This is a genomic window from Peribacillus sp. NPDC046944, from assembly GCF_050272735.1.
Classification (GTDB): Bacteria; Bacillota; Bacilli; order Bacillales; family DSM-1321; genus Peribacillus.
The window spans coordinates 210605-230376 of sequence record NZ_JBNNML010000004.1 but is presented as its reverse complement, the minus strand read 5'-3'; the positions used below and the strand labels follow the sequence as shown (position 1 = coordinate 230376).

Below are 19772 nucleotides of genomic sequence, written 5' to 3'. Positions count from 1 at the left end.
TAAAAATACAATGTCGAGTTCATTGCAACTTCCATCATTTCATACTATTATAAAATATAGGATAAAATGGTATATTATAAATATGCTTGGGGAATTTTCGTTACTTTCACTACATAATATTTTCCTTGTATGTCATTTTAATTCCCAAATGCAAAAATAGGAGGTACTACTCGTGAAATTTGAAAGCTTTGGAATTGAGAACATCACAGCCGACTTAAACCGATTAGATGACCTAATGCCGGAATACGGTTTAATACGTGCCGAACAATGGGACTATGAGAGAGTAAGTTATGACCGTAAATTCGAATTGAGAGAAGGCACTTTTTATCTGCGTATACTAGGCTATGCCGTCGAAGGTGATGTGGGGGCTCATAGGGCCACAATGAAACTAATGGTTCCACTTTTAGGAAAACACTATTATCCACATGGCATTGAATATGGAGAAGGAGAGTTCTTCCCCCCTTCATTAGTGAAACAGTGTGAAAAAATCCTGGCTCAGGTTAAAGAGGAACTTACACAATTTAATGGACTGTAAAAGTGACTGGAAACTGAACAAACAGAAGAGAGGAATCTCTGAACACCCCTCTTTTCTTGTATCAAAAAGGCCTGATGTTTTTACACATCAGGCCTTTTTTAGTTTTATGATCCAAGAATCGCTTTAATCAGTGATGTTGTCTCTCCACCGTGATAAATGACATATAGTAAAAGATAAACGGCCAAACCAGTGATTCCAGTGAAAAACCAAATAATGCTAGTCGTAGGACCGATTTTTCTATGAATCGCATACTTACCTTTTAAACCTGTTGTCAGCATAATGATTCCAAGTACTGCCCCGGTAGTCGCAAGTGTGATATGGAAAATCAAAAAGATCGTGTAATAAATTTTAATATCATCCGGTCCTCCGAAAGATGTATTACCAACGAAAATCGTACGAGAAAGGTAGATAGTGAAGAAAATTATCGCAAAAATCGCGGCCACTATCATGGTCTTTTTATGTGTCTCTGTTCTGCGCTGTTTAATTTGGTACCAGCCTATTGCAACCGTGATTGAACTTAATACAATGAAAGCTGTGCTAATTGTTGGAAGAATCGGTAAAGACATAAGATGTAGTCCTCTCTATATTTATTAATCATCTATTATTCTATAAGAGGTATTCATAAAATTCAATAAAAGCAAGCAAACTTAACACAATGCTCACTTTTATCAAAAAACCAAGTCAAATAACTAGCCTTTCCTTCGGTTTCATGTTTAGCCTATATTTTGAAGTAAGAATACCGGAAACCCCTAACAAGGCAAATGAAAGACTTGTCCACTCAGTAGACAAGTCTTTCACGAAATGATCATTCTACAGTCTGGAAATCTGTAGGAATAGGGTCAATTTCGCTTTCACCGCCATTCTCCTTCTTGAACCAAGCAAAGAAAATGACACCTAAAACATATCCTAAAACGATTTCTTGAATGACCTTCATCAATACTCCACCTAGCTGTTGGTCTTCAAGCAAAGGCAGCCCATTAAACATTTCTGGACCACTGAGCGTCAGGCCTGACAATGCCGATGCAGGCACGCACAGTTCCATGGCACTAGCCCAAGATTCAGCATTAGTGAACGTATCATACATTGGATAATCGGCAAAAATGATCAATGCACACGCAGGGGTCATTAAAATGCCACTACCAAAAATATATGCTACTTTTTTAACCCCCGAAAGGCTTTCATATTCAGGAAGCTGATTAACCAAAGGAAACCACATCAAAACAGCTGTCACAAATAAAATCACCGTATAGCCTGCATGGACCAACATGCCAGTTTTGATGAAATCGAATACCAATGGGATATGATACAGCGAAAAAAGAACATTAAATAGCATAAGTGCAAAGAGAGGCTTCGTGAAGAAGCGAAACAGCGACTTCATTCCCCTTATATCTATTAAAGATCTCCACACCCATGTGGGTATCGCAATGATAAATAAGGGAGGTATCACCAAGTAAAGCAGTGCCATTTGAAACATATGTGCACTGAACATGATATGACTGAGCAAATCGATAGGCGACCCCTTGACCACATAAAGAAGAATCATGGCCATTAAGAAATAGACTACCTGTTTCAAGGGAACCGGTGAACTATCCTCAAATCTATTCCTGTACTTTGTCACCATCAAAAAATAGCCAATGGTAATAAGTACGAGGACGGCAAAGTAAAATGGACTCCATAAAGCACGAAAGCCAAAAATATCAATAGACATAAAATCACCTCGTTCGTAAACTTTTTTCCATTACTATCCTTCTATTATACCTAAAATAAACCGCAGTAACAAATATAGATAAACCTGGATTTTACTGGGCGATAATTATAAGAAAACCGGCTATTTTAAAAATAGCCGGTCCCTATCTATCATATCCAGACAATCGTGATAAAAGCTAGCACTGTAATCAACCCGACTGCAAGGCCGGAAAAGAGAAACAATGTAATAGTGCCATGACCTTTATGCTTCATATGCATAAAATAATAAAGCTGGAAAATGACTTGTATAACTGCCAGCAATAAAATGACTGGCTTAATGAACCAATGTGAAAAACCTTCTATTCCTACAGCGGCAAATGCCACTAAAGTTAAGAAAATCATAAGACTAAAAGTAATTACTTGATGCTTCATCTCTTCAGCATTTTTCTTACGACGATATTTTAAATCGACATTCGGGTTTGCTGAATTTGACTGTTCATTCGCCATCAGTTATCCCACCATTCCCATTAAATATACGACTGTAAAGATAAATACCCAAACAACGTCAATGAAATGCCAGTAAAGACTTGCCACATAAAATTTAGGGGCATTATATAAATTCAAACCCCTTTTCGCATTTCGGAGCATCAGGGATATGAACCACATTAAACCGAAGGCAACGTGTCCTCCATGAAATCCGACTAACGTATAGAACGCCGAACCGAATGCACTACTAGTAAAAGTATGCTTAAATTCATGAACATAGTGGTTAAATTCATAAATCTCAAGACCGAGGAAACCAAAACCTAATGCCACAGTGATAACGATCCAAGCTTGCATTTGTTTAAAATGATTATTTTTCATGTGATACATTGCGTACACGCTTGTTAATGAACTAGTCAGCAAAAGCATGGTCGCAACAAACGTAAGAGGTAATTCGAATAGATCTTTTGCCAGTGCTGCATTTTCATTAGGAACTTTATCCTTTAATGCAAGATACGTAGCAAAAAGTGAAGCGAATAATACCGTCTCTCCACCAAGAAACAACCAGAATCCTAAATATTTATTTTTACCTTCTAAAGTCGCTTTCTCAGGAGAAGCAGGCCAAGTAGCATCCGTGAATTTTTCATCTGCTTGCATTATGCCTTAACCTCCTTATCATCATCATCCATAAGGTCTTCTTTATGAATATGATATCCATGGTCGTCTTTGACAGAACGTATGAACATGGAACCAAATGTAATCAAAAGCCCGATTATGATTACAGGCAAGGTCCAATTTTTATCATCCATATTATATAAAGCACCAAATGCGGCTACAAATAAACCGAATGACATTACTACAGGAAGGATAGAATTATTAGGCATATGAATATCACCAAGTGGCTCTGCTGGCGTCATTTCCTTTTTACCTTCCATTTTCTCGACCCAATATGGATCTAACCCGCGGACAAGCGGAAGTTGCTTGAAATTGTAGAATGGCGGCGGTGATGGGATGGCCCATTCAAGAGTACGGCCATCTCCCCAAGGATCATTGCCGACCTTGACGTTTTTAACAGACGTAATGATAACATTTATGACTAAAACGATGACAGCAAATGCCATTAGGAAAGCCCCTACTGTACTAATCATATTTCCTGTATTAAGTCCTTGGTTATCCAAGAATGTGAATACACGACGTGGCATCCCCATTAGACCAAGGAAATGTTGAATAAAGAATGTTAAATGGAAACCAATCAAGAAAGTCCAAAAAGTGATTTTCCCTAAGCCTTCATTTAACATCGTTCCAAACATTTTCGGCCAATAGAACGTAATCCCCGCCAATAAACCCAATACAACCCCACCGACGATTACATAGTGGAAATGGGCAACGACGAAATAGCTATCATGAAACTGGTAATCAGCTGGTGCAGCTGCATTCATGATACCTGTCACGCCACCCATTGTGAAGGAAGGGATAAAGGCGACGGCATAAAGCATTGGAACCGTGAATTTCACACTTCCGCCCCACATCGTGAAGATCCAGTTGAAAATCTTAATACCGGTAGGTACCGCAATTGCCATAGTGGCAACGGCAAAGATTGCATTTGCAATAGGTCCTAAACCAGTGGTGAACATATGATGTGCCCATACCATGAAACCTAAGAAACCAATTAAGACGGTTGCAAACACCATGGATGAATAACCGAATAATCTTTTTCTCGAAAAAGTTGCAAAGATTTCAGAGAATATACCAAAAGCAGGCAAGATCAAGATATACACTTCCGGGTGACCGAATATCCAGAATAAATGCTCCCAAATAATCGTATTCCCCCCGGCTGCCACATCGAAGAAGTTGGCTCCGAACATCCTGTCAAACATCATTAATACTAGCCCAACAGTAAGTGGTGGGAAGGCAAATAATATTAATGCAGAAACAACAAATGTTGACCATGTAAATAGTGGCATACGCATATAGGTCATTCCTGGCGTACGCATATTGATTATGGTCACAAGGAAGTTAATCCCTGCAATTAAGGTTCCCAAACCGGAAATCTGTAGTCCCAGTACATAAAAATCAATACCATGCCCTTCAGAGTGAAGGGATAAAGATGCATAAGATGTCCAGCCTGCATCAGGGGCTCCACCTAAAAACCATGAAAGATTTAAAAAGATACCCCCGAAGAAAAACAACCAGAAACCTAATGAGTTTAAAAATGGGAACGCAACATCACGTGCCCCAATTTGTAGCGGCACAACCGCGTTCATTACCGCAAATACCAACGGCATGGCCGCCAGGAAAATCATCGTCGTGCCGTGCATGGTCAATATTTCGTTATAAAACCCGGCACTTACAAAATCATTATTCGGGATTGCCAGCTGGATACGGATGAACATTGCTTCCAAACCGCCGATCACAAAGAATAATCCGCCTGCAATTAGATATAAAATGGCGATTTTCTTATGGTCTACCGTAGTTAGGTAATCCCAAATCGTAGCGCCAAAACCTTTTTTATTAGCGTGCGTACTCACGATTTAACCTCCTTAATCAATGTTCTATTTTTCTTCCACCTTGAGCTCTAAAAGGTAAGCTGTCAGTGCATTAATTTCTGAATCAGAAAGCTCGCCGTAAGTACCGGTCATTGTGTTACCCGGTTTATACTTTTCAGGATTTTTGATCCATTTTTTCACGTTTTCTTCCGTGTGATCCAATACTCCCGCCACTCGTTCACGTTCGCCGAATGTAGCCAGGTTTGGAGCTTGACGGGCTGCTTCAGGTCTACTGTCATTTGGGGTAACCGCATGACATCCGATACAGCTTTTATTGAAGACCTCTTCCCCTTGCTTAGCAACATCCCCTTTTGCCACAGGTGCTTTTGCAGTCTTCATATCTTTAGTCCAAGCTTCGAAGTCAGCTTTTGATTTCGTAACGACCTTAAAATCCATTAATGCATGGGATGGCCCGCAAAGCTCAGCACATTTCCCATAGAATAAATCGTTAGAATTTTCTGCCTTTTCGCTATCGAATTCTAAGAAAAATGAATTGACTCCATCAGTGTTCGTATCCATTTTCCCTCCGGCAGCCGGAATCCAAAATGAATGTTTAACATCTGAAGCTGTCAAATTGAAATAAACTTTCTGATCAGTCGGAACGACCAAATCCTGACTGGTAATTACACCTAGGTCTGGATATTCAAATTCCCACCAATAAAGGTTTGCCCTAACGTTGACCACCAAAGCATCCTTCGTTTTTCCATCTTTATCTTTCTTATCCATTGCACTAGTGTCAGCTAAGTCAAAAGTGGTAACGACAGTCGGAACAGCCAGAACAATCAAAAGAAGGATAGGAATAACAGTCCAAATAATTTCGAGTTTGTGACTTCCTTCAATTTGTTTCGGTATTGTCTCGTCGCCTTTCTTTCGGCGGAAGCGGAATAAAACTACAACGAATAAAATGATTACTACAATAATCACCAGTACCATGATTAATGTGCTCAATACCAGTAAATCAAACTGTGTTTGCGCAACATCGCCAGCTGGCTTCAGCGTGGATAGGAATGGTTCACCGCAGCCCGAAAGGACAAGTCCTACTATACCCAGCAAAGCAATTAGGCGCCATTTGTGCAGCCTTTTTTTCATAGCTTCAGAAACCCCTCTTTCATCAAAATTTTCTCACAAAATTCAAAATGGGCGCTATTGCGAATATTCTCTCTATGTCAATTTCTTTAAAAGAAAGAATCCCTAAACTAAGGATTACTCTAGTGAATCAAACCGCTCTAAGGATGGAATCTCATGATGTTTTTCTGAATAATATGTATAGCGGTCAGTGTCCAATTTATTATCAAGTAAGGTGCAGCCCATTAACAAACGGGCTACAACCCTATGATGTATACTAAGTTTAAATAAGTGTAACGATAACCATCGCTACAAATAATATAGTCATATAATTAAGCGAATATACAAACATGGAAGTTGCCCACTTAATATCATCTTTCTTTTTATACCCCTTCAATCCCAAAATAAGCCAGCCGGTACTTAATAGTGCGGCCAAGACAACTAATGGAGTGCCTAAGGGAGTTAAAAAGAATGGAATGAACATTAAAGCAATGATCCATACTATAATTGATTTTTTTGCCCTTTTAAAGCCTTTTACAACAGGAAGCATTGGAACCCCAGCTGCCCGATATTCCTCAACCCGCCTCATTGCAAGGGCGTAAAAATGTGGGGGCTGCCAAAGGAACATGATAGCGAATAAAACCCACGCAATCACATCAAGGTTTGGATCGATCGCTGCCCATCCAATCAGGGGTGGGACCGCTCCCGAGATACTGCCTATTATGGTATTCGAAACAAATCTTCTTTTGAAAATCATCGTATAAAGAACCACATAGGCGAATACGCCAAACGCCCCAATCAATAGCGTCGTCATATTAGTCAAGGCAAGTAAAATAAGTCCTGTAATAATCAGTCCAAAACTTAGGAACAACACCCTGGAAGGTTGTGCTTTTCCAGTTACAGTAGGACGGTTTTTGGTTCGTTCCATCAAATGATCGATATCCCGATCATAGTAATTATTAAAACTGCAAGATCCAGCCATGATAAGAGCCGAGCCTGCAAGAGTATAGAACACCACATCAAGATTACTAAAAAAGCTAAGTCCTGCAAAGTGAATCGCTAACCACACCCCAGTAAAAGCCGTGATTATATTTGAATTGACAATCCCCACTTTAATAAGTGCCAGAAAGTCTTTCCAGGCTGTAGTTTTTGGTATATCCGATTGAAGGGTGGCTTTACTGTCCTTCAAGACAGCTTCTGACATACCCCTTGTTTCTGACATTTGTTTTCCTCCTTTGAATCACTCAAAAACATGCAAAAGTAAAAGGTAGCACACTTAGTACATAACTATAAATCATTATTTCATACTTTTCTATATTTGTAACCAAGGAAGCGCAAACAAAAAGTAAATAATTTACTTTTTGCCTATATCATTGAAAATTTAAGAAACCATTCAAAGCAACTATACTATATAGTGTTCATCCATAACAGTAAAAATTAGTAAAATCATTTCTTCAATATATTAAAACACATTTTTGGAAGCTTTTGTGAAATTTTTTCGAATAATTTTTGACCAAATTGTGTCGAGTTATTTTTCGATGAAAATACTGTAAACATCATGAATTTCACTTAAATCGCCATGTGGCGATCATTATGGAAATATCCTACATATTCCCCCATTTCACTCTTTTTTACCATCCCCACTTCTTCAATTTTTATCAAATTCCCTTCTGAGTTTCAATCCATATTGATGGTAGCATTTAGGGATGCACTTTTTTTCGAACTTGTAAAATCATACTATTTTGTGTAATATCGAGGAGGTTCTACAAATATTTATCAATTACATTATGATATGATAATATGGTATGGATTTAATAAAACTAACTAATATGACTCCAAGAAAAAGGTGGGACTACTGGTGAAATCGTCACTTAAATGGTTTGCTGTTTTAACTACGATTGTAATGCTCTTTATCTTAATAGGGGGAGCCTTAGTCACAAAGACCGATTCCGGCATGGGCTGTGGTAGATCATGGCCATTATGTAATGGTCAATTAATCCCCGAAAAAATTACGTTCGCATTGGTTATTGAACTCTCCCATCGGGTTGTCTCAGGTGTAGGCGGATTCATGGTCCTGCTTTTATCAGTTATGTCTTGGCGAAAAATAGGTCATATTCGCGAAGCCCGCTTTCTATCGATTCTTTCATTCGGCTTCCTAGTTCTTCAAGGATTAATAGGAGCTGCTGCAGTTCTTTGGTCTCAATCTGATTTTGTTTTGGCTCTCCACTTTGGTATTTCCCTTATATCCTTTGCTTCCGTATTTTTATTAACCCTATTGATTTTCGAAGTGGACAAGAAGTTTGAGGCTGATAAACTGATTGTTGACAAAAGAATGGGATTTCACATTACCGGCATTTTGATTTTTTGTTTACTGGTCGTATATACCGGTGCTCTCGTAAGACATACTGAATCTAGTCTTATATGTAAAGATTGGCCTCTATGTGGGAATGGAACCTTCCTACCTACTAACACCTATGAATGGATACAAATGGGTCATAGGGCGATAGCAGGGATGATTTTCTTATGGGTTTCCTACGCTACCTTTTTGGCACATAAACACTATAAACATCAACGGGTCATATATGGTGGTTGGAATGCAGCATTCATTTTAGTCTTTTTACAAGTAACCGCCGGAGCTTTCATTATCTTTTCTAAACAAAATCTATACATTGCATTGGCACATGCTTTATTTATAGCCTGTTTTTTCGGGGTGATGAGCTATTTGCTTCTTCTCACTACAAGAAGCAAGAAAAACGCATTACTTATTGAAAAGGAGAATCAAGTTTCTTCTATTAATGAACGAGATGAGGGAATTGTATCACCGACCATTCCTGCCAGATGACGTCTGACTTTTCAAACAATAACAGGTATACAAAAAGCCATCATTCAAAATGATGGCTTTTTGTATACCTGTTAAAAGGATAGCCTGAAAGAGGGCACTCCAGATGTTATCCCATCCGTGCGCCCTCTTTCAAAGCTAGTCTCTGACTCTCTTAGAGTTACTTAGTTATTTCAATCAATAGATCACCTGTACTGATGGCTTCTCCGTCTTTAACATAAATGTCTTTAATTGTACCAGAGAAAGGTGCTTGTACAGTTGTTTCCATTTTCATGGCTTCTGTAATGATCAGGTGATCACCCTGCTTGACTTGATCGCCTTTTTCGACGACAACGCGGATGACCGTACCAGGCATCGTAGCCCCAATATGTTCTTTATTTTTGGTGTCAGCCTTGATTTTGGTTTGCACGGACGATTTAATATTCTCATCCTTGATGATGACTTCACGAGATTGACCATTCAATTCAAAATACACAACCCGTGTGCCATCAGGCAATGGCTGTCCAATTGACACTAATTTAACGATAAGGGTTTTCCCCTTTTCTATTTCGACTTCGATTTCTTCTCCTAATCTCATGCCATATAAGAAAGTGGCTGTGTCTAGGTTGGATACATCGCCGAATAACTCTTTCGTTTTATTATAATCCAAGAATACTTTAGGATATAGGGCATATGCAAGCACATCGAAGTCTGTGACAGGACGTCCCACTTCTCGGAACAACTCTTCTCTTAATGCATCAAAATCTACAGCTTCCAGTAGTTCACCTGGTCTAACTGTAATCGGTTTTTTCCCTTTCAGGATAACTTCCTGAAGTTCCTTTGGAAAACCTCCCGTTGGTTGTCCCAAGTACCCCTCGAATAATTCAATAACGGAATCAGGAAAATCAATGGCTTGACCCTTTGTAAGGACATCCTCTTCCGAAAGGCTATTTTGTACCATGAATAAGGCCATGTCGCCTACAACTTTTGAAGATGGTGTCACTTTAACGATATCTCCGAACATGACATTGACGCGTCGATACATTTCCTTCACTTCATGCCAACGATCTCCAAGACCTACTGCTTTAGCCTGCTGTTGTAGATTACTATACTGTCCACCTGGCATTTCATGCTTATAAACTTCCGTGTGGGGTGCATTCATGCCACTTTCGAAGTCTTTATAGAACTTCCGTACCTCTCCCCAATACTCTCCTAGACGTTCAAGTGAATCCACTTCAAGTTTAGGCTGTCTACCCGATCCCTCCAGTGCATAATGAAGGGTTTGAATACTTGGCTGCGAAGTTAAGCCTGCAAGCGAGCCAATCGCCGTATCCACAATATCCACTCCTGCTTCAATGGCTTTTGAGTACGTAAAGATACCATTTCCGCTCGTATCATGCGAATGCAAATGAATAGGTAGAGAAGTCGTTTCCTTCAATTCCGATACAAGACGGTAAGCCGCATCCGGTTTCAAAAGACCTGCCATATCTTTGATAGCTAGAATATGAGCACCTGCATGCTCCAATTCCTTCGCCATGTTTTTATAGTATTCTATATTATATTTGCTGCGCGATGAATCATTCAAATCACCTGTGTAACAAATGGCCGCTTCGGCAATTTTACCAGATTGGCGGACAGCATCAATAGCCACTTCCATCCCTTTTACCCAGTTTAAGCTGTCGAAGATCCGGAAGACATCAATACCCGCCGCCGCTGATTTCTCAACGAATTCCTGTATGACATTGTCGGGATAGTTTTTATAACCCACTGCATTGGAAGCTCTTAAAAGCATTTGTAACAGGACATTAGGCGCTTTTTTCCTGAAACTTAACAAACGCTCCCATGGATCTTCTTTCAAGAAGCGATAGGCTACATCAAACGTTGCCCCGCCCCACATTTCCATGGAAAATAGGTTTGGAAGTAATTTTGCCGTAGGCTCTGCAATGTCCAGTATATCCTTTGATCTAATTCTTGTAGCCAATAATGATTGATGTGCATCACGGAAAGTCGTATCCGTAATTAATACTTCTTTCTGTTCCTTAATCCAGTTAACCAGGCCTTCTGCTCCTCGTTCGTCTAGAATATTCTTCGTACCTGGAGTAAGCGGCAGATTCTTGACATCCGGAATCGGTGCTGGGTCAAAGACCGGTTTTTTCTTCGTTTCCACACCTGGAAAACCATTCACCGTTACATTGCCGATATATGAAAGCATTTTTGTTCCACGGTCTTTTCTGACTGGGAAGTTAAACAATTCAGGCGTTGAATCGATAAATGAAGTATCGTACTCGCCCGTAATGAAATTCTTATGTTTGACAACATTCTCAAGGAATGGGATGTTTGTTTTAATTCCTCGAATCCTAAATTCCTTCAGGTTACGCACCATTTTGGAAGCAGCCTGCTCAAATGATAGTGCATGTGTTGAAAGCTTGACTAGCAAGGAATCATAATATGGGGTAATCACTGCACCTTGGAATCCATTACCTGCATCCAAACGTACGCCAAATCCTCCACCTGAACGGTAAACCATCATTTTTCCAGTGTCAGGCATAAAATTATTCAACGGATCTTCGGTTGTCACCCTTGATTGGATTGCATACCCATTTGTTTTAATGCCCGCTTGTTCTGGAATGGCGATCTTTTTACCATGTAGTTCATGGCCTTCGGCAATCATGATTTGCGATTGAACAATATCGATTCCTGTAATCATTTCGGTAATGGTATGCTCTACCTGAACCCTTGGATTGACTTCAATGAAATAAAATTCACCATTTGCCACAAGGAACTCCACTGTCCCAGCATTGACATAGTCAATATTTTTGGCCAATTTGACTGCAGCCTCGCAAATCTCTTCTCTAAGGCTCTCCGGAAGCGAAACTGAAGGAGCAACTTCAACGACTTTTTGATGACGTCTTTGCACCGAGCAGTCACGTTCATATAAATGAACGGTATTACCATGAGAATCTGCCAAGATTTGAACTTCGATATGCTTTGGATTTTTAATGTATCTCTCTACGTATACTTCATCATTCCCAAAGGCTGCTTTCGCTTCAGATTTACAGCGATTGTATGCTTCTTCGGTTTCTTCAAGTTTTTCGACAATACGCATGCCGCGTCCGCCTCCACCAAGTGAGGCTTTTATAATAATCGGGAAGCCGTACTTCTTACCGAATTCTTTTACTTCTTCCACGCTTGTTACTGGTCCATCACTGCCTGGAATGACCGGAATACCAGCCAGTTCAGCTTGTGTTCTAGCCTTTACCTTGTCCCCAAACATATCTAAATGCCTTGATTCAGGTCCGATGAAGATAATTCCCTCTTCTTCGCAACGTTTAGCAAAATCTATATTTTCTGAAAGGAAGCCATAACCAGGATGAATAGCGTCAACTCCACTCATTTTGGCAATCGCAATAATCCCTTCAATATCCAAATATGCATCGATCGGCTTTTTACCTTCACCAACCAGATATGCTTCATCAGCCTTATAGCGGTGATAGGATCCGTAATCTTCCTTGGAATAGATTGCAACTGTACAAATGTCTAATTCCGTACATGCCCGAAAAATTCGAATCGCAATTTCCCCGCGATTTGCCGCAAGTACCTTTTCTATACGTTTAACCATTGCTACCACCCTAATCAATATGTATTTTTATAAATATATAGAAAAAAAGTGTGAGAGATATCACAACTTTTCATTCTCCATTAATAGAGATAACTTAAACGTCCATTTCATTAAGTGAATAATGAAAAAGAATAAAGCGAAATTTTTAAATAATTACTATTATTATGATATACCAACTTTTCGTACTTTTCACTTTAATAAGTAATTAATATAACCATAATACTAAAATAAACTGAATACAATAAAAAAATAAAAAATTCTTTCGTTTATATTTAAAAGTATTTTTCAATCCACTTTTTGTCTTAGTGCCATTGGATCAGTAACCGTATTCAAGTTTTGTAGAATATTAAATGTTGTGAATGAATTTGATACATCATTACTAATATAAAAACATAAAAAGGACTAAACAAAGAATGTTCCGTCCTATTAGTATAACACTTTTAAAATAAGTATAACCTATTCATTTGATTATGTATACAAATAAAAAACTCAAACAATCATCGAGATTTGTTTGAGTTAGTATGTGCTATATATTATTTTTTTAATGATGCTTCATGTAATACTGACAATTCTCTTTCGAGTGTCTCTAAAAGAGATTTGCCTTCCAATTCCTCTATTAGGTCTAATCGTACAGCAAAATCAATTTCCCGTGATAGACCAAACATTTGAGTATCCAGTACCTCTTCATATAAAGGACATTGAGGCATAGTGAGATTCTCCATTTGAACTTTTATCAATTTTAGAATCTTGTCAGCATCTGCCTTTAATAAAGCAAAAGCTTTTTCTCGATGATTGACAAGCATTTCAGATGCCATGTTAAATCCCCCCGCTCAGAGCGATTAAATCTTATCTTTAAATTCTACCTTTAGTTGTCTTAAAAAGCAAGGATATTGACAAACTAAATGAATAACGAAACCTGGAAGAATTGTGCCGATGCATGCTCGATAATGTGACAATTCTCCTGTAATTGATTATAATTGTACATGTATGTGAGCAAAGGAAGGAATGAGATATTTGGAATCCATCGTGTTTATTAACGGAAATGTGAAATATCCTCTTACAATAGACCCTGGAGTATGGATCTTCGATGACCGTAAAATTGAGATTGATACATATTTCAGTGAAGAAAGAGTACAGATCAATGAACTAGAAGATTATACTAAGAAAGCTTCTAGACATTGGCAAAAAGAAATTCAAGAGGGAGCGGTTCTACCCCCTACAATAAAAACAGAACGGAAATTCGAGAAACAACGATTGCTTGAAGGTTCTTTTGGCATTCTGTTTGAACCTTTTTTAAAAAATGCCGAACCCGCTGATGATGCAACCGAAGTTATCGTTACTTCAGAAGGCAAAGAATTGGCGTTTCCGCTAGAAGATGCCATGAAATTTTTCATCGGGTTTTCAAAGGATGGACAACCACTTAAAGTGTCTGAAGGTGGTCCCATGGAAATTTATTTTGGTGATGGAAGTAATATCGACAATCCAATCAAGTATGTCACGTCTTTTACAGTCAAATAAGCTCGCCGATAGCGATACTCCAGAAAATGGCAGGGGATTTTCCCCGTGCCATTTTTTTATTTATAAAAGCGTTGCAGCAAGCTGTGCCAATGTAGATCTTTCCCCTTTTATCAGCTTGACATGCCCAGCAATCCGCTCCGTCTTGAATTTTTCGACTACATACGTCAAGCCATTATTATATTCATCTAAATATGGATGATCAATTTGTTCTGGATCTCCCATCAACACGATTTTGCTTCGTTCCCCTACCCTTGTTAAGATAGTCTTTACCTCATGTTTCGTCAGATTCTGTGCTTCATCAATGATGATGAATTGATCCGGTATGCTCCTTCCCCTGATATACGTCAGGGCTTCTACTTCAATCGAACTCATCCCTGCTAGAATGGCATCCAATTCTCCTGGTTTCTTGGTATTGAACAAGTATTGCAGATTATCGAATATAGGCTGCATCCACGGCTTCAATTTTTCTTCCTTTTCTCCAGGCAGATAACCAATATCTTTACCGACCGGTACAATTGGCCTTGCGACAAGAAGCTTCTTATAATGGGCTAAATCCTCTGTTTGCAACAAGCCTGTTGCCAAAGCAAGCAACGTTTTCCCAGTGCCCGCCTTACCAATTAGTGTCACAAGCTGTACATCTGAACGAAGCAACAAATCCAAAGCCATCGTTTGTTGAACATTCCTAGGCTTAATTCCCCAAATATGTTCCCCTTCATACATCAACTTCTTAACAGTCTTACAGTTTTCATTGATGATCCCAATCGCCGAGGCTGAGCTTCCTAATGTATCCTTCATGAGGAGAAATTGATTGGGATAGTATTGATCTTCTGACAACTCTTCAAGTTCTAAATAACTTTTTTCATAAAATTTATTTAGGTTGTCAATTGAAACAAATATCTCTTTATATCCACCATAGACATGGTCCAATTCAACGACACGGTCATTTAAAAAGTCTTCTGCCTCAAGTCCGATAGCATCTGCCTTTACACGCACTAGTGTATCTTTGCTAACGAGGATGACCGTCTTTCCCTCTTCCTTCGTCTCTTCTTCCAATGACAAATTTTTAGCAACCGCCAATATTCGATTATCATTTGTTTTCTCGACAAAAATTTCCTGTAGTTCATGAAAAGAACGATGATTAAGTTCTATTCGTAAACTTCCTCCATTATGAAGCGGGATACTCTGGTGTAGTTTCCCTTTTTCCCGAAAATGATCAATTAATTTCGAAACCTGCCTTGCATTCCTTCCGATTTCATCCATATACCTTTTCTTAGAATCCAATTCTTCTAATACAACTGCTGGAATGACGATTTCATTAACCCCGAATGAATAAATGGAATACGGATCCTGCAACAGGACATTCGTATCTAAAACATAGATTTTGTCCAATATGACGCCTCCTGCCTGCTCTTTATCGGATATACCTAACAATGACTGCTCTTAGCAGTTATGTAGCGGACGAGACTGTTGATAAAATATATGTCCCTTTGTATAAAGATAGAAGAACAATTACAGACTATAAAGAAATCTTCCTTGATATAAAGATGCCAAATACACAATATGATCAATGAATTCTACGAGAAAAAAGGAGACGGAACTCTTGCGCAAACAAATTTTTTCATTGGCTGCACTCTTACTGATGTCAGGTTGTTCGACGGATCATGCAAGTGACGATTCAAAAGACCAGGCTAAAAACGGCTTAACCCAAGTTCATAACTCGACCATTCAGGAAAGCGATCGCAGGACCGGACAAGAAACATCCAAAAGGCTAACGAATCTGGCTCAATCAGTACCTGAAGTGAATGATGCCACCGCAGTTGTAATTGGGAAATACGCCCTGGTGGGGATTGATATCGACGCGGACATCGAACGCTCACAAGTCGGAACCGTTAAATACTCGGTTGGAGAGACATTAAAGAATGATCCTCATGGTGCCTATGCGATTGTCGTAGCCGATCCAGATTTAAATGCACGAATCAAAGAAGTTGCAGCAGACATTAAAAATGGCGAACCAGTAAGGGGGATATTAAATGAGTTGGCAGATATCACAAGCAGAGTCATACCTGAGGTACCTGGTGACACCTTGACACCTACCCCTGCAAAGGTTACGGATGATCAAGGGAACTCGCCCCATAATCAAGATGACAGAAAACAATTAGAAAAAGAACAAAACGAACAGTCCAATCATCATAAAGATTAACCTTTTCACCCCGTCGAATCTTCTTCGGGTTTTTTCTTATGTACAATTGCAAATCCCACACGGGAGACTTGTACTTTATCCTCGTTTTGGCATGAAATTATTGGTATACTTAAACACATACTGAAATCGAAGTGAGGTTCAATAATTATGAAGGTAAAATGCGTAATATGCGATCAAATCGAAGACATACCAGATGATAGTCCAGAAGCTAAGAAGCTACGTAACCGTCCTATACATACCTACATGTGCGATATATGTAAACAACGCATTGAAGAACGTACGAATGAACGGATTGCCACAGGCAATTTCCATCTCTACCGCACGATAAAAAAAGAAGATGAATGGTAAATCGTTCAATCGGATACTCCTGATTGGTCTGTTCAATGGATTATTACTTGGCTTTATAACGAAATGGATTGAAGTGTCCTCAGGAATAAAAGTGTATCAGCTTTTATTGAACGTGGATTTCATTCCTATTTTTGGGGAAATCCCTTGGAATGAAGCATGGCTATTTTCTTTTCATTTATTTATATCAATCTTCCTTACTTATGGCTATGCCTATATGATTCAAAAAAGAAAGATTGTGAAGCGATTTGCCTTTGCTAATTTATTCATCATTCCTGCCATCCTGCTTTATTTTCCATTGGCTTTCCTTTCTAAAGCCATGGTTATTCCTTCTTTTGACTTGTTCACATTCTTATTGTGGGCACTTGCACATTTTATTTATTCTCTGTTCCTTCCATTGTCCATACAAAAATAACCGTGCGGAAAACCGCACGGTCATTTTTGTATTACTCGATATTTTTATACTTATCTGGCTCAAGTTGTATCTGATCCAACATGATATCAATTAATTCAATCGGGAAACGTTGCTTTTTCATTTCGTCTCCTACTTTATATTCAACAAAATAAAAAGGTTCTGTTTTTGTAACGGAATCAATCCTCACCTGGTGGTCGTTCTGAAGCATCTGCATAAAAAACATTTCTGTTTCTCGTGCGGCTGTATCATCGGGCCTTTCATCACAAACAACTCTTATCGTCAGCCAATTGTATAAAGCATCTTGTAATGATTTCATAGCTCACTCAAGCCTGTTCTTCTTTTTTCGAATTATGAAGACGAATCTTATAAATTCCAAGGACAAGAGATGCTATGACTAACGCTTCCCCCATTGGGAGAAACACAGCGAAGAAAGAAAGAAGGGTACATCCAAGTGCCATTACCGCATAGATAATCACATTTTTGAGCAAAGGTAGCTTTTTGGCGAAACCTAGCTGATAGACAAGGATGCATAATCCAAAGATTGTTAAATACAAATACCACATTCCCGCTTCAGGGTTCTCATCCACTCTGTACAACGCTGCAAAAAATGATAATCGCTCTTGGATATCCAATCTTTACTCCTCCTCTAGCTAATTATTTTTCTTCAACAGCCACTTTTTTTCTTTTAGCTGCTCTTTCACGTTCGTTTTTATCAAGAATTTTCTTACGAAGACGGATTGATTCAGGAGTTACCTCACAATACTCATCATCGTTCAAATACTCAAGTGCTTCTTCAAGAGACATGATTCTTGGTTTCTTCATTGAAGAAGTTTGATCCTTATTTGCTGAACGCATGTTTGTCATTTGTTTTGCTTTAACGATATTAACCGTTAAATCTGCATCACGATTATGTTCGCCGACAATCATACCTTCATAAATGTCAGTACCTGGTTCAACAAAAATGACACCACGGTCTTCTACTTGCATAGTACCGTATTGTGTTGTTTTTCCTGATTCCATAGATACTAATACACCTTGACGTCTTCCGCCAACTTGGCCTTGTGCCATTGGTTGGTAGCTGTCAAATGAATGGTTCATGATACCGTAACCACGAGTGATTGTTAAGAACTCAGTAGAATAACCGATAAGTCCACGGGCTGGAATCGTGAATAGTAAACGAACTTGACCGCTTCCGCTATTGACCATGTCTAACAATTCGCCTTTACGTGCACCCATGGATTCCATGATAGCACCAGTATGCTCTTCTGGAACATCGATTTGAACACGTTCAACTGGCTCGCAACGTACGCCATCAATAAGACGAACGATAACTTCCGGTTTCGAAACTTGAAGCTCATAGCCTTCACGTCTCATGTTTTCAATCAGGATAGAAAGGTGAAGCTCTCCACGACCAGAAACAATCCATACGTCCGGAGAATCAGTATTTTCTACTCTTAAGCTTACATCTGTTTGCAATTGGCTTTTCAAACGCTCTTCGATTTTACGAGCCGTTACGAATTTACCTTCACGTCCTGCGAATGGGCTGTTGTTTACAAGGAAAGTCATTTGTAATGTTGGCTCATCGATACGTAGGATTGGAAGCGCATCAGGATGCTCTACTGGGCAAACCGTTTCACCGACGTTGATATCTTCCATACCGGAAACGGCGATTAGGTCACCAGCAACAGCTTCCTGGATTTCAACTTTTTTCAAGCCGATATAACCAAAGATTTTCGTTACACGGAATTGCTTAACTGATCCATCAAGCTTCATCAATGAAACTTGTTGTCCTACGTGCATTTTTCCGCGGAATACACGACCAACACCGATACGTCCTACATAGTCGTTGTAATCAAGTAAAGCCACTTGGAATTGCAGTGGTTCTTCTGAGTTATCGACTGGAGCAGGAATCGTTTCGATAATTGTTTCGAATAATGGAGTCATGTCTTTTTCTTGTTTAGTAGGATCTGAATCCAAGCTTGCTGTTCCAGCAATACCTGAAGTGAAGACTACTGGGAAGTCTAATTGTTCTTCTTCAGCGCCAAGTTCGATGAACAAGTCGATAACTTCGTCGACAACTTCATCTGGACGAGCAGAGTCTTTATCAATTTTATTCACGACAACGATAGGCGTGATTTTTTGTTCCAAAGCTTTTTTCAACACGAAACGTGTTTGAGGCATACAACCTTCATAAGCATCGACAACAAGTAAAACGCCATCGACCATTTTCATGATCCGTTCTACTTCACCACCAAAGTCAGCATGACCAGGTGTATCCAAGATATTAATTCTTGTGTCTTGATATTGAACTGCTGTATTTTTCGCAAGAATCGTAATTCCGCGTTCTTTTTCAATAGCATTAGAATCCATCGCACGTTCTTCAACGTGTTCGTTTTCACGGAAAGTACCAGATTGCTTAAGCAACTGATCCACTAAAGTTGTTTTACCATGATCGACGTGGGCAATGATGGCTATATTACGAATATTTTCTCTTAATTTCAAAAAATTCACTCCTAAAAAAATTTGGTGTTTAACGTATCAC

General features: G+C 39.1%; 19 protein-coding genes. 6 read left to right on the top strand and 13 right to left on the bottom strand.

Features of this window, described 5'->3' with window-relative positions; genetic code table 11:
* Positions 1-172: 172 nt before the first annotated feature.
* Positions 173-535 carry a YugN family protein gene (locus tag ACQKIC_RS09405; protein ID WP_402868123.1) on the top strand — a complete coding sequence of 121 codons (363 nt, stop codon included), beginning with the start codon at positions 173-175 and terminating at the stop codon, positions 533-535.
* A gap of 104 nt (positions 536-639) precedes the next feature.
* On the opposite strand, the gene ACQKIC_RS09400 is transcribed toward ACQKIC_RS09405, so the two are convergent.
* The 7 genes from ACQKIC_RS09400 to cyoE all read right to left on the bottom strand — a co-directional run bounded on the left by ACQKIC_RS09400 (position 640) and on the right by cyoE (position 7537).
* Complete coding sequence (locus ACQKIC_RS09400) at positions 640-1101, bottom strand: DUF420 domain-containing protein (RefSeq protein WP_402868122.1); 462 nt, start codon at positions 1099-1101, stop codon at positions 640-642.
* 239 nt (positions 1102-1340) lie between these two features.
* Positions 1341-2243 (bottom strand): cytochrome c oxidase assembly factor CtaG, encoded by a 903-nt coding sequence (gene ctaG, locus ACQKIC_RS09395; protein WP_402956174.1) that lies wholly within the window; start codon positions 2241-2243, stop codon positions 1341-1343.
* A 149-nt stretch (positions 2244-2392) separates the two neighbouring features.
* A complete protein-coding gene (gene ctaF, locus ACQKIC_RS09390; RefSeq protein ID WP_402868119.1) occupies positions 2393-2728 on the bottom strand; it encodes a cytochrome c oxidase subunit IVB in 336 nt (111 codons plus the stop codon).
* Positions 2729-2731: 3 nt separating this feature from the next.
* Entirely contained in the window at positions 2732-3361 is a 630-nt protein-coding gene (locus tag ACQKIC_RS09385) for a cytochrome (ubi)quinol oxidase subunit III (protein WP_402868118.1), read from the bottom strand.
* A complete protein-coding gene (ctaD, locus tag ACQKIC_RS09380) occupies positions 3361-5232 on the bottom strand; it encodes a cytochrome c oxidase subunit I (protein WP_402956172.1) in 1872 nt (623 codons plus the stop codon). The genes ACQKIC_RS09385 and ctaD overlap by 1 nt, the downstream gene beginning before the upstream one ends.
* A gap of 24 nt (positions 5233-5256) precedes the next feature.
* Positions 5257-6339 carry a cytochrome c oxidase subunit II gene (gene coxB / locus ACQKIC_RS09375; RefSeq protein WP_402868114.1) on the bottom strand — a complete coding sequence of 361 codons (1083 nt, stop codon included), beginning with the start codon at positions 6337-6339 and terminating at the stop codon, positions 5257-5259.
* A 259-nt stretch (positions 6340-6598) separates the two neighbouring features.
* Positions 6599-7537, bottom strand: a complete 939-nt coding sequence (cyoE, locus tag ACQKIC_RS09370) for a heme o synthase (protein WP_402987763.1) — start codon at positions 7535-7537, stop codon at positions 6599-6601.
* Positions 7538-8173: 636 nt separating this feature from the next.
* On the opposite strand from cyoE, the gene ACQKIC_RS09365 reads away from it, so the two are divergent.
* Positions 8174-9157, top strand: a complete 984-nt coding sequence (locus ACQKIC_RS09365; RefSeq protein WP_402868112.1) for a COX15/CtaA family protein — start codon at positions 8174-8176, stop codon at positions 9155-9157.
* A gap of 157 nt (positions 9158-9314) precedes the next feature.
* Here ACQKIC_RS09365 and pyc read toward each other — a convergent pair whose 3' ends face one another.
* A complete protein-coding gene (gene pyc / locus ACQKIC_RS09360) occupies positions 9315-12752 on the bottom strand; it encodes a pyruvate carboxylase (RefSeq protein WP_402956168.1) in 3438 nt (1145 codons plus the stop codon).
* A 533-nt stretch (positions 12753-13285) separates the two neighbouring features.
* Positions 13286-13567, bottom strand: a complete 282-nt coding sequence (locus ACQKIC_RS09355) for a YlaN family protein (RefSeq protein WP_402868108.1) — start codon at positions 13565-13567, stop codon at positions 13286-13288.
* Positions 13568-13766: 199 nt separating this feature from the next.
* On the opposite strand from ACQKIC_RS09355, the gene ACQKIC_RS09350 reads away from it, so the two are divergent.
* Positions 13767-14270 (top strand): peptidyl-prolyl cis-trans isomerase, encoded by a 504-nt coding sequence (locus ACQKIC_RS09350; protein ID WP_402956166.1) that lies wholly within the window; start codon positions 13767-13769, stop codon positions 14268-14270.
* A 60-nt stretch (positions 14271-14330) separates the two neighbouring features.
* Here ACQKIC_RS09350 and ACQKIC_RS09345 read toward each other — a convergent pair whose 3' ends face one another.
* Positions 14331-15659, bottom strand: coding sequence for a PhoH family protein (locus tag ACQKIC_RS09345; RefSeq protein ID WP_402868106.1), 1329 nt, complete (start codon positions 15657-15659; stop codon positions 14331-14333).
* A gap of 211 nt (positions 15660-15870) precedes the next feature.
* On the opposite strand from ACQKIC_RS09345, the gene ACQKIC_RS09340 reads away from it, so the two are divergent.
* The 3 genes from ACQKIC_RS09340 to ACQKIC_RS09330 all read left to right on the top strand — a co-directional run bounded on the left by ACQKIC_RS09340 (position 15871) and on the right by ACQKIC_RS09330 (position 17230).
* Positions 15871-16470 (top strand): YhcN/YlaJ family sporulation lipoprotein, encoded by a 600-nt coding sequence (locus tag ACQKIC_RS09340; RefSeq protein ID WP_402868105.1) that lies wholly within the window; start codon positions 15871-15873, stop codon positions 16468-16470.
* Positions 16471-16617: 147 nt separating this feature from the next.
* Complete coding sequence (locus tag ACQKIC_RS09335) at positions 16618-16818, top strand: YlaI family protein (protein ID WP_402868104.1); 201 nt, start codon at positions 16618-16620, stop codon at positions 16816-16818.
* On the top strand, positions 16808-17230 hold the full coding sequence (locus ACQKIC_RS09330; RefSeq protein ID WP_402956163.1) for a hypothetical protein: 423 nt from the start codon (positions 16808-16810) through the stop codon (positions 17228-17230). The genes ACQKIC_RS09335 and ACQKIC_RS09330 overlap by 11 nt, the downstream gene beginning before the upstream one ends.
* A gap of 31 nt (positions 17231-17261) precedes the next feature.
* On the opposite strand, the gene ACQKIC_RS09325 is transcribed toward ACQKIC_RS09330, so the two are convergent.
* From ACQKIC_RS09325 to typA, 3 genes are read right to left on the bottom strand one after another with little or no spacing between them, the layout of a single operon-like run.
* Positions 17262-17546: a hypothetical protein gene (locus ACQKIC_RS09325; RefSeq protein ID WP_402868101.1), complete on the bottom strand. Its 285-nt coding sequence runs from the start codon at positions 17544-17546 to the stop codon at positions 17262-17264.
* A 7-nt stretch (positions 17547-17553) separates the two neighbouring features.
* Positions 17554-17862, bottom strand: a complete 309-nt coding sequence (locus tag ACQKIC_RS09320) for a YlaH-like family protein (protein WP_402868100.1) — start codon at positions 17860-17862, stop codon at positions 17554-17556.
* A 22-nt stretch (positions 17863-17884) separates the two neighbouring features.
* The gene (gene typA, locus ACQKIC_RS09315) at positions 17885-19732 is read right to left on the bottom strand and encodes a translational GTPase TypA (RefSeq protein ID WP_402868099.1); all 1848 of its coding nucleotides are present in this window, start codon (positions 19730-19732) and stop codon (positions 17885-17887) included.
* Positions 19733-19772: the final 40 nt, after the last annotated feature.

Excerpts from the sequence above, each read along its gene's own strand:
- pyc (WP_402956168.1), bottom strand. The coding sequence starts at position 12,752 with ATGGTTAAACGTATAGAAAAGGTACTTGCGGCAAATCGCGGGGAAATT.
- ACQKIC_RS09325 (WP_402868101.1), bottom strand. The coding sequence starts at position 17,546 with ATGAAATCATTACAAGATGCTTTATACAATTGGCTGACGATAAGAGTT.
- ACQKIC_RS09400 (WP_402868122.1), bottom strand. The coding sequence starts at position 1,101 with ATGTCTTTACCGATTCTTCCAACAATTAGCACAGCTTTCATTGTATTA.
- ACQKIC_RS09330 (WP_402956163.1), top strand. The coding sequence starts at position 16,808 with ATGAATGGTAAATCGTTCAATCGGATACTCCTGATTGGTCTGTTCAAT.
- ACQKIC_RS09335 (WP_402868104.1), top strand. The coding sequence starts at position 16,618 with ATGAAGGTAAAATGCGTAATATGCGATCAAATCGAAGACATACCAGAT.
- ctaF (WP_402868119.1), bottom strand. The coding sequence starts at position 2,728 with ATGGCGAATGAACAGTCAAATTCAGCAAACCCGAATGTCGATTTAAAA.
- cyoE (WP_402987763.1), bottom strand. The coding sequence starts at position 7,537 with ATGTCAGAAACAAGGGGTATGTCAGAAGCTGTCTTGAAGGACAGTAAA.
- ACQKIC_RS09355 (WP_402868108.1), bottom strand. The coding sequence starts at position 13,567 with ATGGCATCTGAAATGCTTGTCAATCATCGAGAAAAAGCTTTTGCTTTA.
- coxB (WP_402868114.1), bottom strand. The coding sequence starts at position 6,339 with ATGAAAAAAAGGCTGCACAAATGGCGCCTAATTGCTTTGCTGGGTATA.
- ctaG (WP_402956174.1), bottom strand. The coding sequence starts at position 2,243 with ATGTCTATTGATATTTTTGGCTTTCGTGCTTTATGGAGTCCATTTTAC.
- ACQKIC_RS09385 (WP_402868118.1), bottom strand. The coding sequence starts at position 3,361 with ATGCAAGCAGATGAAAAATTCACGGATGCTACTTGGCCTGCTTCTCCT.